At 70.0% G+C, this 16,075-nt stretch carries 18 protein-coding genes; 14 read left to right on the top strand and 4 right to left on the bottom strand.

All coding sequences use genetic code 11. The features are described from left to right. Positions 1–36: 36 nt before the first annotated feature. Positions 37–672 (bottom strand): TetR/AcrR family transcriptional regulator, encoded by a 636-nt coding sequence (locus tag ACWF79_RS23840; RefSeq protein ID WP_453730163.1) that lies wholly within the window; start codon positions 670–672, stop codon positions 37–39. A gap of 166 nt (positions 673–838) precedes the next feature. Further along, the gene (locus ACWF79_RS23835; RefSeq protein ID WP_453730162.1) at positions 839–1,489 is read right to left on the bottom strand and encodes a ScbR family autoregulator-binding transcription factor; all 651 of its coding nucleotides are present in this window, start codon (positions 1,487–1,489) and stop codon (positions 839–841) included. Between the two features lie 270 nt (positions 1,490–1,759). Here ACWF79_RS23835 and ACWF79_RS23830 point away from each other — a divergent pair, with 270 nt between their 5' ends. Continuing rightward, positions 1,760–2,590 (top strand): AfsR/SARP family transcriptional regulator, encoded by an 831-nt coding sequence (locus ACWF79_RS23830; protein ID WP_453730161.1) that lies wholly within the window; start codon positions 1,760–1,762, stop codon positions 2,588–2,590. Between the two features lie 52 nt (positions 2,591–2,642). On the opposite strand, the gene ACWF79_RS23825 is transcribed toward ACWF79_RS23830, so the two are convergent. Further along, a complete protein-coding gene (locus tag ACWF79_RS23825; RefSeq protein WP_453730160.1) occupies positions 2,643–3,656 on the bottom strand; it encodes a bifunctional lysylphosphatidylglycerol flippase/synthetase MprF in 1,014 nt (337 codons plus the stop codon). A gap of 185 nt (positions 3,657–3,841) precedes the next feature. Here ACWF79_RS23825 and ACWF79_RS23820 point away from each other — a divergent pair, with 185 nt between their 5' ends. From ACWF79_RS23820 to fabI, 12 genes are all read left to right on the top strand, one after another. Continuing rightward, on the top strand, positions 3,842–5,512 hold the full coding sequence (locus ACWF79_RS23820) for an aldehyde dehydrogenase family protein (RefSeq protein ID WP_453730208.1): 1,671 nt from the start codon (positions 3,842–3,844) through the stop codon (positions 5,510–5,512). A gap of 35 nt (positions 5,513–5,547) precedes the next feature. Next, positions 5,548–6,690, top strand: a complete 1,143-nt coding sequence (locus ACWF79_RS23815; RefSeq protein ID WP_453730159.1) for an acyl-CoA dehydrogenase family protein — start codon at positions 5,548–5,550, stop codon at positions 6,688–6,690. Positions 6,691–6,701: 11 nt separating this feature from the next. Continuing rightward, on the top strand, positions 6,702–7,991 hold the full coding sequence (locus tag ACWF79_RS23810; RefSeq protein WP_453730158.1) for an aspartate aminotransferase family protein: 1,290 nt from the start codon (positions 6,702–6,704) through the stop codon (positions 7,989–7,991). Beyond that, positions 7,984–8,499 (top strand): type II toxin-antitoxin system RatA family toxin, encoded by a 516-nt coding sequence (locus ACWF79_RS23805; RefSeq protein ID WP_453730157.1) that lies wholly within the window; start codon positions 7,984–7,986, stop codon positions 8,497–8,499. The genes ACWF79_RS23810 and ACWF79_RS23805 overlap by 8 nt, the downstream gene beginning before the upstream one ends. Before the next feature lie 3 nt (positions 8,500–8,502). Then, entirely contained in the window at positions 8,503–8,985 is a 483-nt protein-coding gene (locus ACWF79_RS23800; RefSeq protein WP_453730156.1) for a hypothetical protein, read from the top strand. Next, on the top strand, positions 8,982–9,545 hold the full coding sequence (locus ACWF79_RS23795; protein ID WP_453730155.1) for a flavin reductase family protein: 564 nt from the start codon (positions 8,982–8,984) through the stop codon (positions 9,543–9,545). Before ACWF79_RS23800 ends, ACWF79_RS23795 begins: the two co-directional genes overlap by 4 nt. Beyond that, positions 9,545–10,504 (top strand): VlmB-like protein, encoded by a 960-nt coding sequence (locus ACWF79_RS23790; protein ID WP_453730154.1) that lies wholly within the window; start codon positions 9,545–9,547, stop codon positions 10,502–10,504. Before ACWF79_RS23795 ends, ACWF79_RS23790 begins: the two co-directional genes overlap by 1 nt. Before the next feature lie 127 nt (positions 10,505–10,631). After that, entirely contained in the window at positions 10,632–11,639 is a 1,008-nt protein-coding gene (locus ACWF79_RS23785) for a beta-ketoacyl-ACP synthase III (protein ID WP_453730153.1), read from the top strand. 45 nt (positions 11,640–11,684) lie between these two features. Further along, positions 11,685–11,924, top strand: a complete 240-nt coding sequence (locus tag ACWF79_RS23780) for an acyl carrier protein (RefSeq protein WP_453730152.1) — start codon at positions 11,685–11,687, stop codon at positions 11,922–11,924. Then, positions 11,924–13,162, top strand: a complete 1,239-nt coding sequence (locus tag ACWF79_RS23775) for a beta-ketoacyl-[acyl-carrier-protein] synthase family protein (RefSeq protein ID WP_453730151.1) — start codon at positions 11,924–11,926, stop codon at positions 13,160–13,162. Before ACWF79_RS23780 ends, ACWF79_RS23775 begins: the two co-directional genes overlap by 1 nt. Before the next feature lie 114 nt (positions 13,163–13,276). Further along, positions 13,277–13,996, top strand: coding sequence for a 3-oxoacyl-[acyl-carrier-protein] reductase (fabG, locus tag ACWF79_RS23770; protein ID WP_453730150.1), 720 nt, complete (start codon positions 13,277–13,279; stop codon positions 13,994–13,996). Continuing rightward, the gene (gene fabI, locus ACWF79_RS23765) at positions 13,997–14,767 is read left to right on the top strand and encodes an enoyl-ACP reductase FabI (protein ID WP_453730149.1); all 771 of its coding nucleotides are present in this window, start codon (positions 13,997–13,999) and stop codon (positions 14,765–14,767) included. Between the two features lie 87 nt (positions 14,768–14,854). Here the strand turns inward: fabI and ACWF79_RS23760 are convergent, their stop codons facing one another. Next, the gene (locus tag ACWF79_RS23760; protein WP_453730148.1) at positions 14,855–15,427 is read right to left on the bottom strand and encodes an RNA polymerase sigma factor; all 573 of its coding nucleotides are present in this window, start codon (positions 15,425–15,427) and stop codon (positions 14,855–14,857) included. A 400-nt stretch (positions 15,428–15,827) separates the two neighbouring features. Between ACWF79_RS23760 and ACWF79_RS23755 the strand changes: the two genes are divergently transcribed. Continuing rightward, a partial coding sequence (locus tag ACWF79_RS23755; protein WP_453730147.1) for a carboxyl transferase domain-containing protein occupies positions 15,828–16,075 on the top strand: 248 nt, incomplete at its 3' end.

Here is a 16,075-nt window from a genome sequence, read left to right as displayed (position 1 = left end):
GCCCAGGAGGCCTCCCGCAGCGGCGGCCGGGTCGGTCTACGCCTTCAGGGCCGGGGACATGCGCTTGACGGACTCGAAGAGCAGCCGGAGCTGGCTCAGGGTGGATTCGAGGAGCTCGTCGGGATCGTCCGCGTGCGCCATGGCCATGGCGGCCTCGCACTGGGCTCCGTAGATCATCGAGGCCAGCGACTCGATTTCGTGCCGCTGAAATCGCTCCTTGCCCAGGGCCCGGGAAAGGCCGTAGGACATCATGCGCCGGCAGTCGGCCCGAATTTCGCGCATCGCCTCCCAACCCAGCGCACCCGGAGCGTCGATGAGGGTGATGCGCTGCGTGGTGGGCTCCATGGAGCCCACCAGGAATTCCCGAATTCCCTGGAACAGCGCTTCCCAGGGGTCGTTGTAGTGCGAGTACTTCTGGGCGATCGCGCTGGAGAGGTCGTGCTGCTCCCGTTCGTACACCGCCCGGAAGAGCTGTTCCTTGTTCTTGAAGTGGTGGTAGAACGCGCCCTTGGTGACATCGGAGGCTTCGCAGATGGCGTCGAGCGACGTGTTGCTGTACCCGTCCCGGGCGAAAAGATTCCGCGCGGAAACGAGCAGCTGGTGCGTGGTCGCGGAGGAGCGCTCCTGCTGAGTGCGGCGTCCGGTTCTTCTCGCCACCGTCTGCTGAGTCATGGTCCTGGGCTCCTCCCTACGACTGGCTTGTACCGTCACGTCGCAGCTGACCGGCGTTGCCGCGTTGGTCTAGGTTACGTACCGATAGCATGAATCTACAACGGGCCGACGCCCGCAGTGGCGGACGGGCCCCTGTGAGATTCCCGGCGACGACTCCGCCGCCTTTTCACCACTCCCGCGCCGTGGCCGTCCGGGTCTCGGCGGCCGTGTCGGCCCCCCTGGCGAGTTCGACGCGGTCGAGGGCCTCGGGTGTCGCCACGTACGGCAGCAGGTGGCGCAGGGCCGCGATCACCCGCTGCCCCAGGTCGGCCCGTTCGGGCAGGATCTGAGACGCGAGGCAGGCGCCGGCGAAGGCGCCGACCAGGAGTTCCGCGGTCTCGGCGGTGGCGGCGTCGGGGCGCAGCGCCCCCTGTCCGCCGGCCTCGTCGAGGAGGTGGCGGCAGCGCTCGGTCCAGGCGAAATACGGACGCTGGCGTTCCACCGTGTCAAGCCCTTGTTCCAGACAGAGGCGAAAGCTGCCCCGCGCGATGGGGTCGTCCTCCCACCGGCGTGCCGTGGTCAGCGCCTGTTCCTTGAGCTCCTCGAGCTTGAACGGCAGGGGTTCCACGGTGGCCGAGCGGGTCATCCACTCGTCCAGGACAGCGCGTGCCACGTCGCGCTTGGAGGGGAAGTGGAAGTAGAACGCCCCCCTGGTGACACCCGCTCGCGCGGCGATGCCGACGGCCGTGGCGGCCATGTAGCCGCGCCTGGCGAACTCCTCCGCTCCGGCCTCCAGGATGAGCCGGCGGGTCCTGGACGCCCGTTCCTGTTTCGGCATACACCCTCCTGTCGATTTGTGGACGAGTTCCGTCAAGCCGGGGAGGCTTGAATTCGACGTTCGATCGGCCGGATTTTGGCCGATTCTCGTCTTGTCGGCCAAAAAGAACCCATCGCAGATCCAAGGGAAAGGGGCTTGTGCTCAAAACCGGCGCGTGTGTATGTTCTCGAATCGACAGAAGGTTCGATGTGTCGCTCGCCGGGGGGTGGTGTCGCGCGCCTTTCAGTCCGGAAAGGTTTGGTTGAGTCTTTTTCTGACGTTTCCATGCGTGTGGGCGAGTTCAATGTAACACGTTCTCATGTCAGTTCCGAAGCGCGGGGGATCAAGGTGCATATTGGACTGCTCGGACCATTGACCGTAACCGATCAATGCATTCCGATCGACATTCCGGGAGAGAAGCTCAGAGCCATTATCGCGACCCTGGCTCTGACCGCCGGGACGACGGTTTCGTCTTTCGCCCTTCTTGACGAGCTCTGGGGCGAGCAGCCGCCGCGCAGCGCGGCGAACTCCCTTCAGGGCCACATCGCCCGGCTGCGCCGGTCGCTGGTGCAGCACAGCGGAAGGGAAGAGATGCGGAAGGTGATCCGGACCTCGGGGTCGGGATACATGCTCGCGCTTCCCCCGGAGAACATCGACGCCTCGCGCTTCATCGCGGACGTCGAACTGGCGGGCCGTCTGAAGGCCCGGGACCCGGAGAAGGCCATCGCCCTCCTGACCAGGGCCCTCGACACGTGGCGCGGGCCGGCGCTCCTCGACACGGGGCACGGCATGATTTGCCGCACCGCCGCCGCCCGGCTGGAGGACACCCGGCTCATGGCCAGGGAACTCCTCATCGAGGCCAAGCTGGCGCTTGGCGGCCACTACGAGGTGGTGTCGGAGCTGGAGCAGCTGCTCGCGCGCCACCCCCTCCGGGAGCGACTGTGCGAGCAGCTGATGATCGCCCTGTACCGGTCCGGCCGCCAGGCTGACGCGATCGGCACCTTCCACCGGGTGCGCCAGCGGCTCTCGGCGGAGCTCGGCCTGGAGCCGGGGCCGGGCCTGCAGAACACCATGGCCGAGATCCTGCGCCAGGGGCCGAGCCTCCTGCACAAGGTCGGCTGAGGGGCGGGGCGGGCCGGTCGCACGGGCCGAACCCGTGCGGCCGGCCCGGCCGTCAGATCGACTTGGTCACGCGCAGGATCTGCCAGATCGCCCCGAAACTGGCGCCGCCCTGGAAGGCCAGATACTCGGGCAGCACCAGGTGCGGTGCCCACTTCTCCTTGTAGGCCAGCTGCGTCGCGGCCGGATAGACCGAGCCGCCCTTGTCGGCGAGCAGCCGCATGAACTTCCCCGTCAGCGGGCTGTTGCCGGGGATCTCGCACGCCGGGTCGAGGCCGGTGAACGGAGTGAAGCCGAAGTGCAGCCACTCGGCGCCCTCCTCGACGAACCGCTCGATCGCCGCGGCGTTGATGGCCTCCATGACGCCCGGCATCACGTCGGGAAGCCGCCGGCTCAGATCGTGCAGCCAGCCCGGACGGCTGCCATAGGCCGGGGAGTACGAGATGTAGGCGACCGGCCTTTCCTCGACGAGCCCCACGAACAGCCGGCGGTGCTCCTGCGCCGGCCCGCCCACCTGCCCCACCAGGAATTCGATCTCCTTGACGTGCCTGCCCTTCGAGCGCAACCAGTCCCGGTCGATCGAATCGACCTGATTCCTGATCTCCCCGTCGTACGGCAGCTCGCGCACCTCGACACCGCTGCGTTTCGCCCTCGATATCTTGTTGCGCAGCTTCACGAACTTCGAACCGCGCAGCGTGAATTCGGGCAGATGCACCGAGTACGAGGACCCCACTTGGTTCACGGTGAAGCCCGCGGCCGCGAACAGCCCGACGTCCGTCTGCTGGAGCTGGATTCCGACGATCTTGCGCCGCTGTGCGCGCGCGTACTCCTGGAACTCCTCCAACAGCCGGCGCTGCTGCTCCTCCTCGGCGAACGCGCCGCCGAACTGAATGAAGTACCGGCCGGCCCGGCGATAGGTGATGACCCCCTCCCCGGACCCCTGGAAGTACTCGTTCCCTTCGTTGACGGCGAGGAAGGCGCTGGGATTGTCACCGAAATCCCGGATCGACTTCAGGACTGACTCCAGTTTTCCCTGTGTGCCTTGAGAAGACTCCATCGACTGGCTCATCAGCCCACTCCATCGTCAAATCGCCTAGGGGTGTGCGCGAATGTAGCAGCACGCGGCGGTGAAGTGCTGAAATGCCTGTATCAGTGAGATCTAAGCGGGCTCTCAGGGGGCTCTGAAAACATAGTCGGCGAGGCTAGCGCTGGTAGGCGTTCGAATGATGAGGAGTGTCCGTGGGCAGTACACAGCTGTCTCGACCGGTGTCGCAGAATGAATCTGCCGCACCCCCAAAGGCTGATTCTCTGCGCACCTATCACTCTTATGTGGGTGGTGAGCCGCTGGAAAGCGCCGACTGGGTATATGTGCTCGATTCCAGCACCTTGCTCGACGACGTTTTCACCAGTCTGACGCTCAAGCGGAAACTGGAACAGGGGCGGATCTCGGCCGAGGACCGGCGCGACGTCGTCGTCGGGCGGGTCGCCAAGGCGGACCGGGCCACCGTGCAGCGGGCGATCGACGCCGCGGCGGAAGCCGCCCCCGCCTGGGGCGCGTTCCCCCTCGACGAACGCATCGGACGCTTCGGCACGCTCCTGCACGACAGGCTCGCCGAACGCGCCGAGGAGATCGCGGAGATCCTCGTCCAGGAGGGGCATCCCCTGATGCTCGCCCAGTGGCAGGTCTCCGGGATGCTGGAATGCTTCAGCCCCGAATCCAACGCCTTCTACCGCTCCCAGATGCTCCAGGAGTTCCACCGCGGCGAGCGGCGGCTCCAGGTGCGCCGGCAGCCCGACGGCGTGGTGTGCCTCAACCCACCGCAGAACGCGCCGCTCTCGAGCGCGCTGCTCGGCGTCACCGCCATCATGGGCGGCAACTCGCTGATCGTCCGCGCCCCGCGCAGCGGCCCGCTCGGCGTCATGTACGTGATGCAGGAGATCGTCGCCCCCGCACTCGACGAAGTGGGCGCCCCGCCCGGCACCCTCAACGTGGTCTGCGGAGACCCCGGCCCGATGCTGTCGGCCTGGCTCGCCAGCCCCGACGTCGACGACATCATCTACTTCGGCTCCAGCGAGAACGGCACCAAGTTCGAGGCGCGCTGCGTGGCCGAGGGCAAGAAGCCCATCCTCGAACTCGCGGGCAACGACGTCGTCACCGTCTGGGCGGACGCCGACATCGACCTGGCGGCCGAGGCGCTGACCGAGAGCTTCTACGGCTCCGGACAGCTGTGCATGATCCCCAACCAGGTCCTGGTCCACCCCGACGTCGCCGACGAGCTGATCGCCGCCCTGGTCCGCAAGGTCGGCCACATCCGGCCGGGCTACCCCAACGAGCCCGACGTCCTGCTCACGCCCGTACTGCGCAACGAGAAGTTCTTCACGTGCCTGGAGGACGCGCTGGCCAAGGGCGCCGAACTGGCCTGCGGCGGGCACGCCATGCAGATGGACGAGAGCCGCGACCCCAACGGCATCTTCCTGGAGCCGACCGTCATCGTCGTCCGCGGCATGGACCACGCACGCGAGATCGAAGCCGTGGTGCACGAGACGTTCTTCCCGCTGCTGCCCATCGTGGTCGCCGACCCCGCTCCCGACGGTGAACTCCTGGAGCGGTTCATCGACTTCGTCAACTCCAACGCCTACGGACTGCGCAACTCCCTCTGGGCCGAGGACTCCCAGGTCGTGGACCGCTTCCTCGCCCGGGTGAACAACGGCGGTCTGCTCAAGGTCAACGACTCCCACATCGGCTTCCTGCCCTGCCTGCCCACCCACGGCGGCACGGGGCTGACCGGCGGGGTGTTCGGCGAGGCCAACTACCCGATCCTGCGCACCTCCCACGTCCAGGGCGTGAGCATCTCCACCGGCTCCCGTCCACGCGACGCGGTCTTCGGAGCCTGGCGGACTCTGCGCGAGAAGAAGACCTCGTAACCACCCCCGCATCCCGCCTCTGCGAAGGAGTACCCATGCGTGCACTGGATGCCGCCCGCGCGACCTGCGAGCGCTATCTGCCCGGACTGCTCGACGCGCTCGCCAAACACCCGCTCGACGAACTGGAGCGGCCCGACAGCCCCGCCATCGGGCTGTTCCGCTCGCACGGCGGACCCGCCCTGGTGATCCCCAAGACGTACTCCGGCCTGGGCGCCGGCCCCCGGGAGGCGGTCGAGGTGACCAGGGCGCTCGCCGCAGCGTCCCCCTCGCTCGCCGTCGCCACCACGATGCACCACTTCTCGGTGGCCACACTCTTCTCGCTCGCCGACAGCCTCCAGTCCAGCGGTGTCGAGTGGGCGCTGCTGGAGGGGATCGTCGAGCAGAACCTGCTGGTCGCCTCCGGCTTCTCCGAGGGCAGGACAGGACGCGGCATCCTGGAACCGACCATGGAGGCCCGCCTGGACGAGGGCGGCAAGGGCTACCGCATCAACGGCTCCAAGAAGCCGTGCAGCCTGTCCTCCTCCATGGACCTGCTCACGGCGAGCGTCGCGCTGCCCTCCCCGGACGGCACCAGCGAGATGGCCGTGCTGCTCGTGCCCCGCGGGACGGAGGGCATGACCGTCCACCCCTTCTGGACCAGCTGGGCGCTGGCCGGCGCGGAGAGCGACGAGATCCGCCTCACCGACGTACTGGTCGACGAGCAGCAGGTCATGCGGACCGAACTGGGCGACAGCGGCGAACTGGACAAGCTCCAGACCGTCGGCTTCATCTGGTTCGAGATGCTGATCTCCGCCTCGTACCTCGGCGTCGCCAGCGCGCTCGCCGAGCGCGTCACCCTCGCCGGGCGCGGCTCGGTCTCCGAGCGGGCGCAGCTGGTCACCCGCCTGGAGACGGCCTCCCTGCTGCTCGAAGGAGTGGCCCGGATGATCGAGGACGGCGACACGGACAACACCGCGCTCGGCAAGTCCCTGGTGGCCCGCTACGGAGCCCAGGACGCCATCGGCGACACCGTGCGCAAGGCCGTGGAACTCCTTGGCGGAATGGCCTTCATCGGCAGCGGCGACATCGGCTACCTGTCGGCCGTCTCCAACGGGCTCTCCTTCCACCCGCCGTCCCGCTCCAGCTTCGCCGAGCCCTTCGTCGAGCACATCGCCGGCAAGCCCCTGCGGCTGGCCTGAGGAGCCGTCAGATGACCACCACGGACACACCGGTGTACGACCGCGAACACATCGGGCGGCTGTACCGCGCCAACCTCAGCAAGGGCCGGGCCACCCTCGGCGAGCTGTTCGGCGGCCACATCGAGACCGGCTCGGAAGGGTCCTGGATCGTCACCGCCGACGGCCGTCGCTTCCTCAACTGCGGCAGCTACGGCGTGCTGATCACCGGCGCCCGCCACCCCACCGTCGTACGCCACGTCACCGAGCAACTGGGGCGCCATCCCGTCGCCAGCCGGGTCTTCCTCGAACCCCAGGCCGCCCTGGCCGCCGAAGCCCTGGTCGCCAAGGCCCCGGCGGGCCTGGAGCGGGTGCACTTCGCCTGCTCGGGCGCCGAGGCGGTGGAGACCGCCATCAAGATCGCCCGGACCCGGGGCAAGGACCAGCTGGTCGCCACCCACGGCGGATACCACGGCAAGACCATGGGCGCCCTCAGCCTGACCGGCAAGGACGTCTTCCAGGACCCGTTCCGCCCGCTGCTCCCCGGCGTCCACCACGTGCCCTACGGGGACGCGGACGCGCTGGAGGAACTGCTCAGGACCATGCCGGGGCGGGCCTGCTTCGTCGTCGAACCCGTCCAGGGAGAGGCCGGCGTCGTCCTGCCGCCGCCCGGCTACCTGCGCGCCGTGCAGGAGCTGTGCCGCACCTACGACGCGTTCCTCGTCCTCGACGAGATCCAGACCGGCCTCGGCCGCCTTGGCACCTGGTGGGGCGCGGACGCCGAGGGCGTCACGCCCGACGTGCTGCTCGCGGGCAAGGCGCTCGGCGGCGGCATCCTGCCGGTCTCCGCGGTCGTCGCGACCCCGAAGGCCTTCGCGGCCTTCGACAAGGACCCCTACCTGCACACCTCGACGTTCTCCGGAACGCCGCTGGCCATGGCCGCCGTACGCGGCGCCCTCGCCGCCATCGAGGAGGACGGCCTGGTCGACCGGGCCCGTGACCTCGGCGCCGAGATGCTCACCACCGTCCGCGACATCGCCCACCGCCACTTCGGTCCCGTGGTGCGCGAGGTGCGCGGCCGGGGCCTGCTCATCGGGATCGAGTTCGCGATCCCCGGCCCCGCGGGCGACCTGCTCATCGAGCTGATCTCGCACGGGGTGGTGGCCAACCACTCGCTCAACTCGCACCTGGTGCTCAGGCTCACGCCGCCCGCCGTCCTCGACGCCGCGGAAGCGCGCTTCCTGTACGAGGCATTCGACCGTGCCTGCCGAGCGCAGGCGTCCCGTTACGTACCGACTTTCGAAGGTGACTCCGCCCATGCGTAGTGTTCACGTGGCCGTCGAGCTGTCTGGGACCACCCCGGCCGGGGGGTACGACCAGGTGAAGCAGTTCGCCCGCTACCCCGACCTCGTCCCGGTGGTCCGCGCCGTGACCGTCCACGAGATCAGCGCCGACGAGGAGACCAGCGACTGGGAGGTCTACTTCCGCAACGGCATCCTGCGCTGGACCGAGTCCGACCACTTCGACCCGGACAACCTGACGATCACCTTCACCCAACTCGACGGCGACTTCGACTCCTTCGAAGGGACCTGGCGGATCACCGCCACCGAGAACGGCTGTGTGGTCGACTTCCGCGCCGACTTCGACTTCGGCATCCCCAGCCTGGCCGGCATCCTCGACCCCGTCGCCGAACGGGTCATCAAGGAGACCATCGCCCGCGTCGTCATCGGGCTCTTCGGCGGCGAGGGAACCGTCGTCGGCGACGAGGCCCTGGCCCAGGCCGTGGCCCTCCCGCCGGCCGGGATCGACCTCGCCGGCACACAGGTGGCCTGAGCCATGGACACCCAGAACTTGTTCATGACGCCCACCACGGCCCGCCTCGTGCGCGCCGAGTACGCCCTCGGACTCGTGGTGTGCGTGGTGCTCTTCTTCGCCCACCTCGACGAGATCCGCTGGTGGGCCGCCATCGGGTTGTTCCTCTACATCGACCTCATCGGCTACATCCCCGGAGCCATCGCCTTCCGGCGCCACGGGCACGGCGACATCCCCAAGGGGTACTACCTCGCCTACAACGTCATGCACAGTCTGGTCACCCAGGGCCTCGTGGCACTGGCATGGATCTGGCTGTGGGGCGCCGAGTGGGCGCTGCTCGCCCTGCCCATCCACCTCTTCGGCGACCGTGCGCTGTTCGGCAACTTCCTGAAGCCGTTCGCGCTGCGCTTCGAACCCGAGGCCCACCCGGCGTACCGCAGATTCCGCGGCGAGTTCACCGCCGCCGCCTCGGCGAGCGGCGACGACGCGCTGCGCACGGTCGTATGACGAGCTCCGGCACGGTCCCGGCCGCCGCCCGGGACGCCCTGACCACCACGATGCGGCACTTCGTCACCGGCGTGACGGTCCTCACCTGCGGCGGCCCCGCCGAGGCCGAAGGGGTCACGGTCTCCACCCTGACCACCATCCCCGGAGACCCGCCGATGGTCTGCGTCGCGCTGCGCCAGGACAGCAGGGGGCTGGCCGCCCTCCTCGCCGCCGAGGCGTTCGTGGCCAACGGCCTGGCCGCCGACCACGAGTGGCTCGCCCAGCACTTCGCCAGCCGCCGTCGGCCCAGGGGGCTCGCCCAGCTGCCGCCCCGCGCGTGGGCGGAGCCGTCGCCGCACGGCGCGCCACGGCTGCGAGGCGCCGTGTCCTGGCTCGAATGCCGGCTGGAACGGACGGTGACCGCGGGCGATCACGAACTGGTGATGGCGCGCGTGCTGAGCGGCGCCGTCACCGCCGCCGCCCCCCTGGTCAACTTCGCCGGCGCGCTGCACGCGGGCCCGTCGTCCGCCCCGCACACCGCGACCCCCCTCCCTTCGACGCATCCCGAAAGGAAGCAGTGATGACCTCCCCGAACATCCCCTCCGAGGCGGACTGGGATCAGGCCCCCTCGCTCATGGACGGGGCACTGAACCTGGAGCTTTCGGCGGCGACCTGCAACCTGGCGTACTGGCTGACGTCCGTCCCGCAGGGCACCCTGCGCGGCCAGATCCTCGGACACGCCGACGACGTGCGGCCGCTGGACGTCGTACGGCAGGAAGGACCGCTCAACGCGGCGATCAAGCAGGAGCTCGCCTTCCGCTCCATCGCCGAGGAGAAGGCGACCCGGGCCATCGGCCACATGGTCGCGCTCGCGCCCGACCAGGACACCATGGAGTTCTACTCCACGCAGCTCATCGACGAGGCGCGGCACTCCATGGTGTTCCGCAGCCACCTGCTCCAGCTGGGCACCGCGCCGCACGAGCTGACCGCCGAGGTGGACCGGCTCGCCGCCGAGGACCGCGACTCCATCCTCGTGCCCCTGGAGAACTTCGGCCTCAGGGTGCTCCGCGACGAGCAGGACTTCATCGGCGGCGTCCTCGTCCTGACCGTCCTGGTCGAGGGCGTTCTCGCCCCCGCCGCCGAGCTCAGCGAGCGCAAGTGGCGGGTCTTCGACCCGGCGGCCGCCGACATCGAGCGCGGCGCGGGCATCGACGAGATCCGCCACCTGACCGTCGGCAGCCACATCCTGCGCGAGCACCTGCTGCGGCACCCCGAGGACAAGCCGCGGCTCCTGGAGCTGATGGCGGAGGGGTACGAGCTGTGGGGTCGGCTGCCCACCACCGACCAGCTGATGCGCCGGGAGACGCTGTTCCAGAAGGGCATCGCCGACCACGGCCACCTGCTCGGCGACTACGAGGCCTGGCCGGGGCGGCGTCTGGTCGACACCACCCCCGAGGAGCGGATGGAGACCGGCAAGGCGTGGGCCGACAAGATGCAGCACACCCGGCTCGCCTACATGGGGCTCGAGGAGGCGATATGACGTCGGCCAGCGGGCCCGATGCCGCGCGCGGCACCGGGGGCCCGGCGGCCCGGCGAAACCTCCGCACCCGCGGAGGCGTGATCAACGCGCCGAAGCGGACCGCGCGATCCCGGTCCGGAGGCGCGTGATGGCGGGGACGCGCGCGGCGGTGGTGTGCGGCCTGGGCACCCATCTGCCGTCCGGGGTGGTCACCAACGCGGACCTGGCGCAGGAGCTCGACACCTCCGACGAGTGGATCCGCAGCCGCACCGGTATCGGGCAGCGGCACATCGCCGAGGACGGCACGGCCACCTCCGACCTCGCCGTCGAGGCGGGCCGGCGGGCGCTCAAGTCCGCCTCGGCGGACGCGGTGGACGCCGTCGTCGTGGCGACCAGCACCCCCGACCACATCTGCCCGGCGACCGCGCCGGCGGTGGCGGCCCGGCTGGGGCTCGGCACCGTGCCCGCCTTCGACGTGGCGGCGATGTGCACCGGCTTCGTGTACGGCCTGGCGGTGGCCGCCGGCTTCATCGCCGCCGGCACGGCGGACAGCGTCCTGGTCATCGGAGCCGAGACGTACTCCAGCATTCTCGATCCCGAGGACCGGTCCACCCGGGCGATCTTCGGGGACGGCGCCGGCGCCGTCGTCCTGCGCGCGGGCGAACCGGACGAACCCGGCGCGCTCGGGCCGCTGATCCTCGGCAGCGACGGCACCGGCAGCGAGCTGATCCGGATCCCCTCGGGCGGCTCGCGCGACCCGATCCGCGCCGAGCACGCCGATCGGGCCGACCCGTACTTCCGCATGGCGGGCGCCCGCGTCTTCCGCAACGCGGTGGAGCGGATGGCCGACGCCTCCCTGGAGGCCGTGGCACGGGCCGGATGGGCACCCGAGGACATCGACGTGTTCGTCTCCCACCAGGCCAACGTCCGCATCATGAACGCGGTCGCCGACCAGATGCGGCTGCCTCGCTCCCGCTTCCCGGTCCATCTGGACCGGGTGGGCAACACGGCCGCCGCGTCCATCCCCCTGGCCCTCGCCGACGCCGTCACCGCCGGCACCCTGCGACCGGGGCACCGCACCGCACTCGCCGCCTTCGGGGGCGGGCTGACCTGGGGCGCGGCCACCCTGACCTGGCCCGACATCACCCCTGTCTGACGCCCTCGAGCTTCTGCAGACCACCACCTCGTAAGGAGAACCGTCATGAGCGACACCTACCCGCGTCTGGTCCAGCTGCTGGTCAAGAACTTCGGCTTCGAGACCGACGAGGTCACCCCCGAGGACACCTTCAGCAAGCTCGAACTCGACTCGCTGGCCCTGGTGGAGCTGACGCTGACCGTCCAGCAGGAGTTCGGCGTCAAGCTCTCCGACGACGACCTCGGCTCGGAGGACACCCTCGGCCAGGCCGTGGAGGTCATCGAGCGCAAGCTGGTGGCGGCCTGATGCCCGACTCCGCCCGCTCGTTCGACGCCGCGGTCACCGGGATCGGCATGGTGACCGCGGCGGGGATCGGGACCCAGGCGTCCTGGGACGTCATCCGGGCCCCCGAGGGCACCGCCGCCTCGGGGGTCCCGGCCCTCCAGGGCACCCCCGCCCACATCGGATGCTGGATCCCCGACTACGACGCCAACAAGGCCATCGGGCGACGCAAGGCGTGGCGCTACGACCGCAGCAGCCAGTTCGCCCTCACCGCCGCCGCCGAGGCGGTCGCCGACAGCGGGCTCGACCCGGGGGACTGGGACGGCACCCGCGTCGCCGTCGTCCTCGGCAGCGGCATCGGTGGCGCCGCCAGCTGGGAGAAGCAGCACCACGTCCTCCTGGACGAGGGGCCGCTGAAGGTCTCCCCGCTGCTGATCCCCATGCTGGCGGTCAACATGTCGGCCGGATACGTGGCGATGGAGCACGGCGCCCGCGGCCCCAACTTCGTCACCGCGACGGCCTGCGCCTCCGGCACGACGGCCATCGGCATGGCCCGCGAACTGCTGCGCCAGGGCGTGTGCGACGTGGTGATCACCGGAGGTACGGAGGCGTGCCTGATCCCCTCGATCATCAGCGGCTTCAGCCAGATGGGCGCGGTCAGCGGCCGTCAGGACGCCCCGCGCACCGCCTCGCGCCCCTTCGACGTCGACCGCGACGGCTTCGTCCCCGCCGAGGGCGCGGCCGTCCTCGTCCTGGAGCGCGCGGCCGACGCGAAGGCCCGGGGCGCCCGCGTGTACGCGAACGTCTCCGGTTACGGCGCCTCCGCCGACGCCCACCACGCCACCGCCCCCGAGCCCACGGGCGCGGGAGCCGAACTCGCCCTGCGCGCGGCCCTCGCCGACGCCGGACTCGCCCCGGACGCCGTGGACCACGTCAACGCGCACGGCACGTCGACGCCGCTCAACGACAAGGCCGAGGCGCAGCTGATCGGCAGGGTCCTGGGCGGCGGGCCGGCCGTCACCTCCATCAAGGGCGTCGTGGGCCACTCGCTCGGAGCGGCCGGCGCCATCGAGGCGGCCGTCACCGCGCTCACCATCAGCCACGGAGTCATCCCGCCCACCGCCAACCTCGACAGCCAGGACCCCGAGATCGAGCTGGACGTCGTCGCCAAGACGGCGCGTACGGCCGCCGTGGAGGTCGCCGTCAGCAACTCCTTCGGCTTCGGCGGACAGAACGCCGTGCTCGCCTTCTCCCGGGCGTGACCCGCCCCCGACCTCTGGACCAGATCTGATGACGTACTTCGGAGCGGGCCTTCCCGCGCGGTGGCACGACCACCCCACGTCCACCGCCCCGGCGCCGCAGGGCGTGACGCACTGATGGGCGGCCGTTCGATCCTCGTCACCGGAGGGAACCGCGGCATCGGGCTGTCCATCGCCCGTGCCTTCGCCGCGGCCGGCGACAAGGTCGCGATCACGTACCGCACGGCCGACCCCGAGGAACTGAGGGCCGAGGGCTTCCTCCCCGTTCCGTGCGACATCACCGACTCCGAGCAGGTCGAGCGGGCCTACAAGGAGATCGAGGAGAGCCACGGCGCGGTCGAGGTACTGGTCGCCAACGCCGGTGTGACACGGGACCAGTTGATGCTCAGGATGTCGGACGAGGACTTCACCTCCGTACTCGACACCAACCTCACCGGCGCCTTCCGGGTGGTGCGGCGCGCCACCTTCGGGATGCTGCGGGCCAAGAAGGGCCGCGTGGTGCTGATCTCGTCGGTGGTGGGGCTGCTCGGCTCCCCGGGGCAGGCGAACTACGCGGCCTCCAAGGCGGGCCTGGTGGGCCTCGCGCGCTCGCTCGCCCGCGAGCTGGGTTCGCGCGGCATCACCTTCAACGTCGTGGCGCCCGGCTATGTCGACACCGAGATGACGCAGGTGCTGAGCGACGAGCAGCGGGCGCGGATCGTGGAGCGGGTGCCGCTGGGCCGGTACGCGGACCCCGAGGAAGTGGCGGCGGCGGTGACGTTCCTCGCCTCCGACGCGGCCTCGTACATCACGGGAGCCGTCATCCCGGTCGACGGCGGAATGGGCATGGGGCACTGAATGAGCGGAATCCTCGACGGCAAGCGCATCCTGGTCACCGGGGTCCTCCTGGAGTCCTCCATCGCCTTCCACGCGGCGCGCCTGGCCCAGGAGCAGGGCGCGGAGGTCATGTTGACCGCGTACCCCCGCCCCAGCCTGACCGAGCGCGTGGCCCGACAGCTCCCCAGGCCGGTGAAGGTGGCCGAGCTCGACGTCGCGAACGAGGAACAACTGGCGGCGCTGGAGGACGTGGTGCGCGCCGAGCTGGGCGGGCTCGACGGTGTGGTCCACTCGATCGGCTTCGCGCCGCAGGACGCACTGGGCGGGAACTTCCTGAACACGCCGTTCGAGTCGGTGGCGACGGCGATGCACGTGTCGGCGTACTCGCTGAAGTCGCTGACCACGGCCTGCCTGCCGCTGATGCCCGAAGAGGGCGGTGCGGTGGTCGGTCTGACCTTCGACGCGCAGTTCGCCTGGCCGCAGTACGACTGGATGGGCCCGGCGAAGGCGGCCCTCGAAGCGACCTCGCGGTACCTGGCGCGGGACCTGGGCAGGCGGAACATCCGCTGCAACCTGGTGTCCGCCGGCCCGCTGCGCTCGATGGCGGCCAAGTCCATCCCCGGCTTCGCGGACATCGAGGGGATGTGGAAGCACCGCTCCCCGCTGGAGTGGGACGTGGCGGACCCGGAGCCCGCCGGCCGTGGCGTGGTGGCGCTCCTGTCGGACTGGTTCCCCAAGACCACAGGCGAGATCGTCCACGTCGACGGCGGTGTCCACGCGATCGGCGCGTGACCCTTCCCTCCCGCGTACGGACACGAGGAACCGCCCCACTCCCGGCGCTCGGCCGGGAACGGGGCGGTTCCTCGTGCGTCGTCCCACTCAGCCGCCGGCCAGGCTCGCCCCGTGCCAGCGGCGGAGGCGCGCGCGGGCGCGGGTGAAGGCGCCCTCCGCGGCCTTGATGGAGATACCCAGGTGGTCGGCGGCCTCACGGGTGCTGGTGCCCTCGATGCGGGCCAGGACGACATCGCGCTCCCTGCCCCCCAACCGCTGCACCTGCTGGAGCATCCAGGCACCCTCGGCGGCGGCACATGCCGCCTCCTCCGGCCCTGACGCGGTCTCCGGGGCGAAGGAGTGCTGGTGCAGGAACCTGCGGGTGCGCTCCCTGTGACGGTAGACGTCCACGCACAGCCGCAGCGTGATCGAGGTGAGGAAGGGGCCGACGCGGTCCGCGTCGAGATCGCGGTAGCCCGCGGCCCGCAGCAGCGCCTCCTGGACGCAGTCCTCGGCGTCCTGATGGCCGGTCAGACGTACGCGGGCCAGTCGGTACAGCCGCTCCCGGTGAGGCAGCAGCAGCTCCCAGCGCTGAGCCAGAGGCGCCTCGTCCCGGCCGTGGCCCCGGCCGTGCGGCAGGCTCACCACGACCGGCCCGAGCCGGTCGGTCGTTTCCGCCATCGGCGGGCATTCCCTTCACTCGGATGAAATCAACGCGTACGGGCCGCACTTCCTCCGCTGCGCTCCGGCATTCCGCACGGTGCGCGGGAACTCTCTTCGGCTCCCTTGTTCGCGGCTCCGAGCCATGGCTCTCCAGGCGTGCGTACCGGGGCAAGATCCACGGTGGCAGAGTGCTCTGGCAGTCCACTTGCAAACCACTGAGACGGGCCTCTCAGCAGCGGTTTCAGCTGGTGCGTGGAGGGCTCCGCGAGTCGCGGCGACCGCTGAAACGGTGGTCTCAGCGTGATGTCAGGCGAAAGCCGCACAGTGACCCGAAGCGCTTTTCCGGCGTCGGACAGAGAAGCGCGGAGAAACGGAAAGCCGGAAAGGGTGAAGGAAACTGACTGACACGCGTGCGCGGATGACGGAACTCCGGTTTCTGCGTGAACAGGCGCTGGCCGGCCCAAGCCAGCAGGCGACGGAGGCGCAGCATGCCAAGGGCAAGCTGACGGCTCGTGAGCGTATCGAGTTGCTGCTCGACCCTGGTTCCTTCAACGAGGTCGAGCAGTTGCGTCGGCATCGTGCGCAGGGTTTCGGTCTGGAGGCGAAGAAGCCGTACACCGATGGTGTGATCACCGGGTGGGGGACGGTGGAGGGCCGTACGGTCTT

Source organism: Streptomyces sp. NPDC054975 (assembly GCF_053609105.1).
This window is presented reverse-complemented; position numbering and strand designations above follow the sequence as displayed.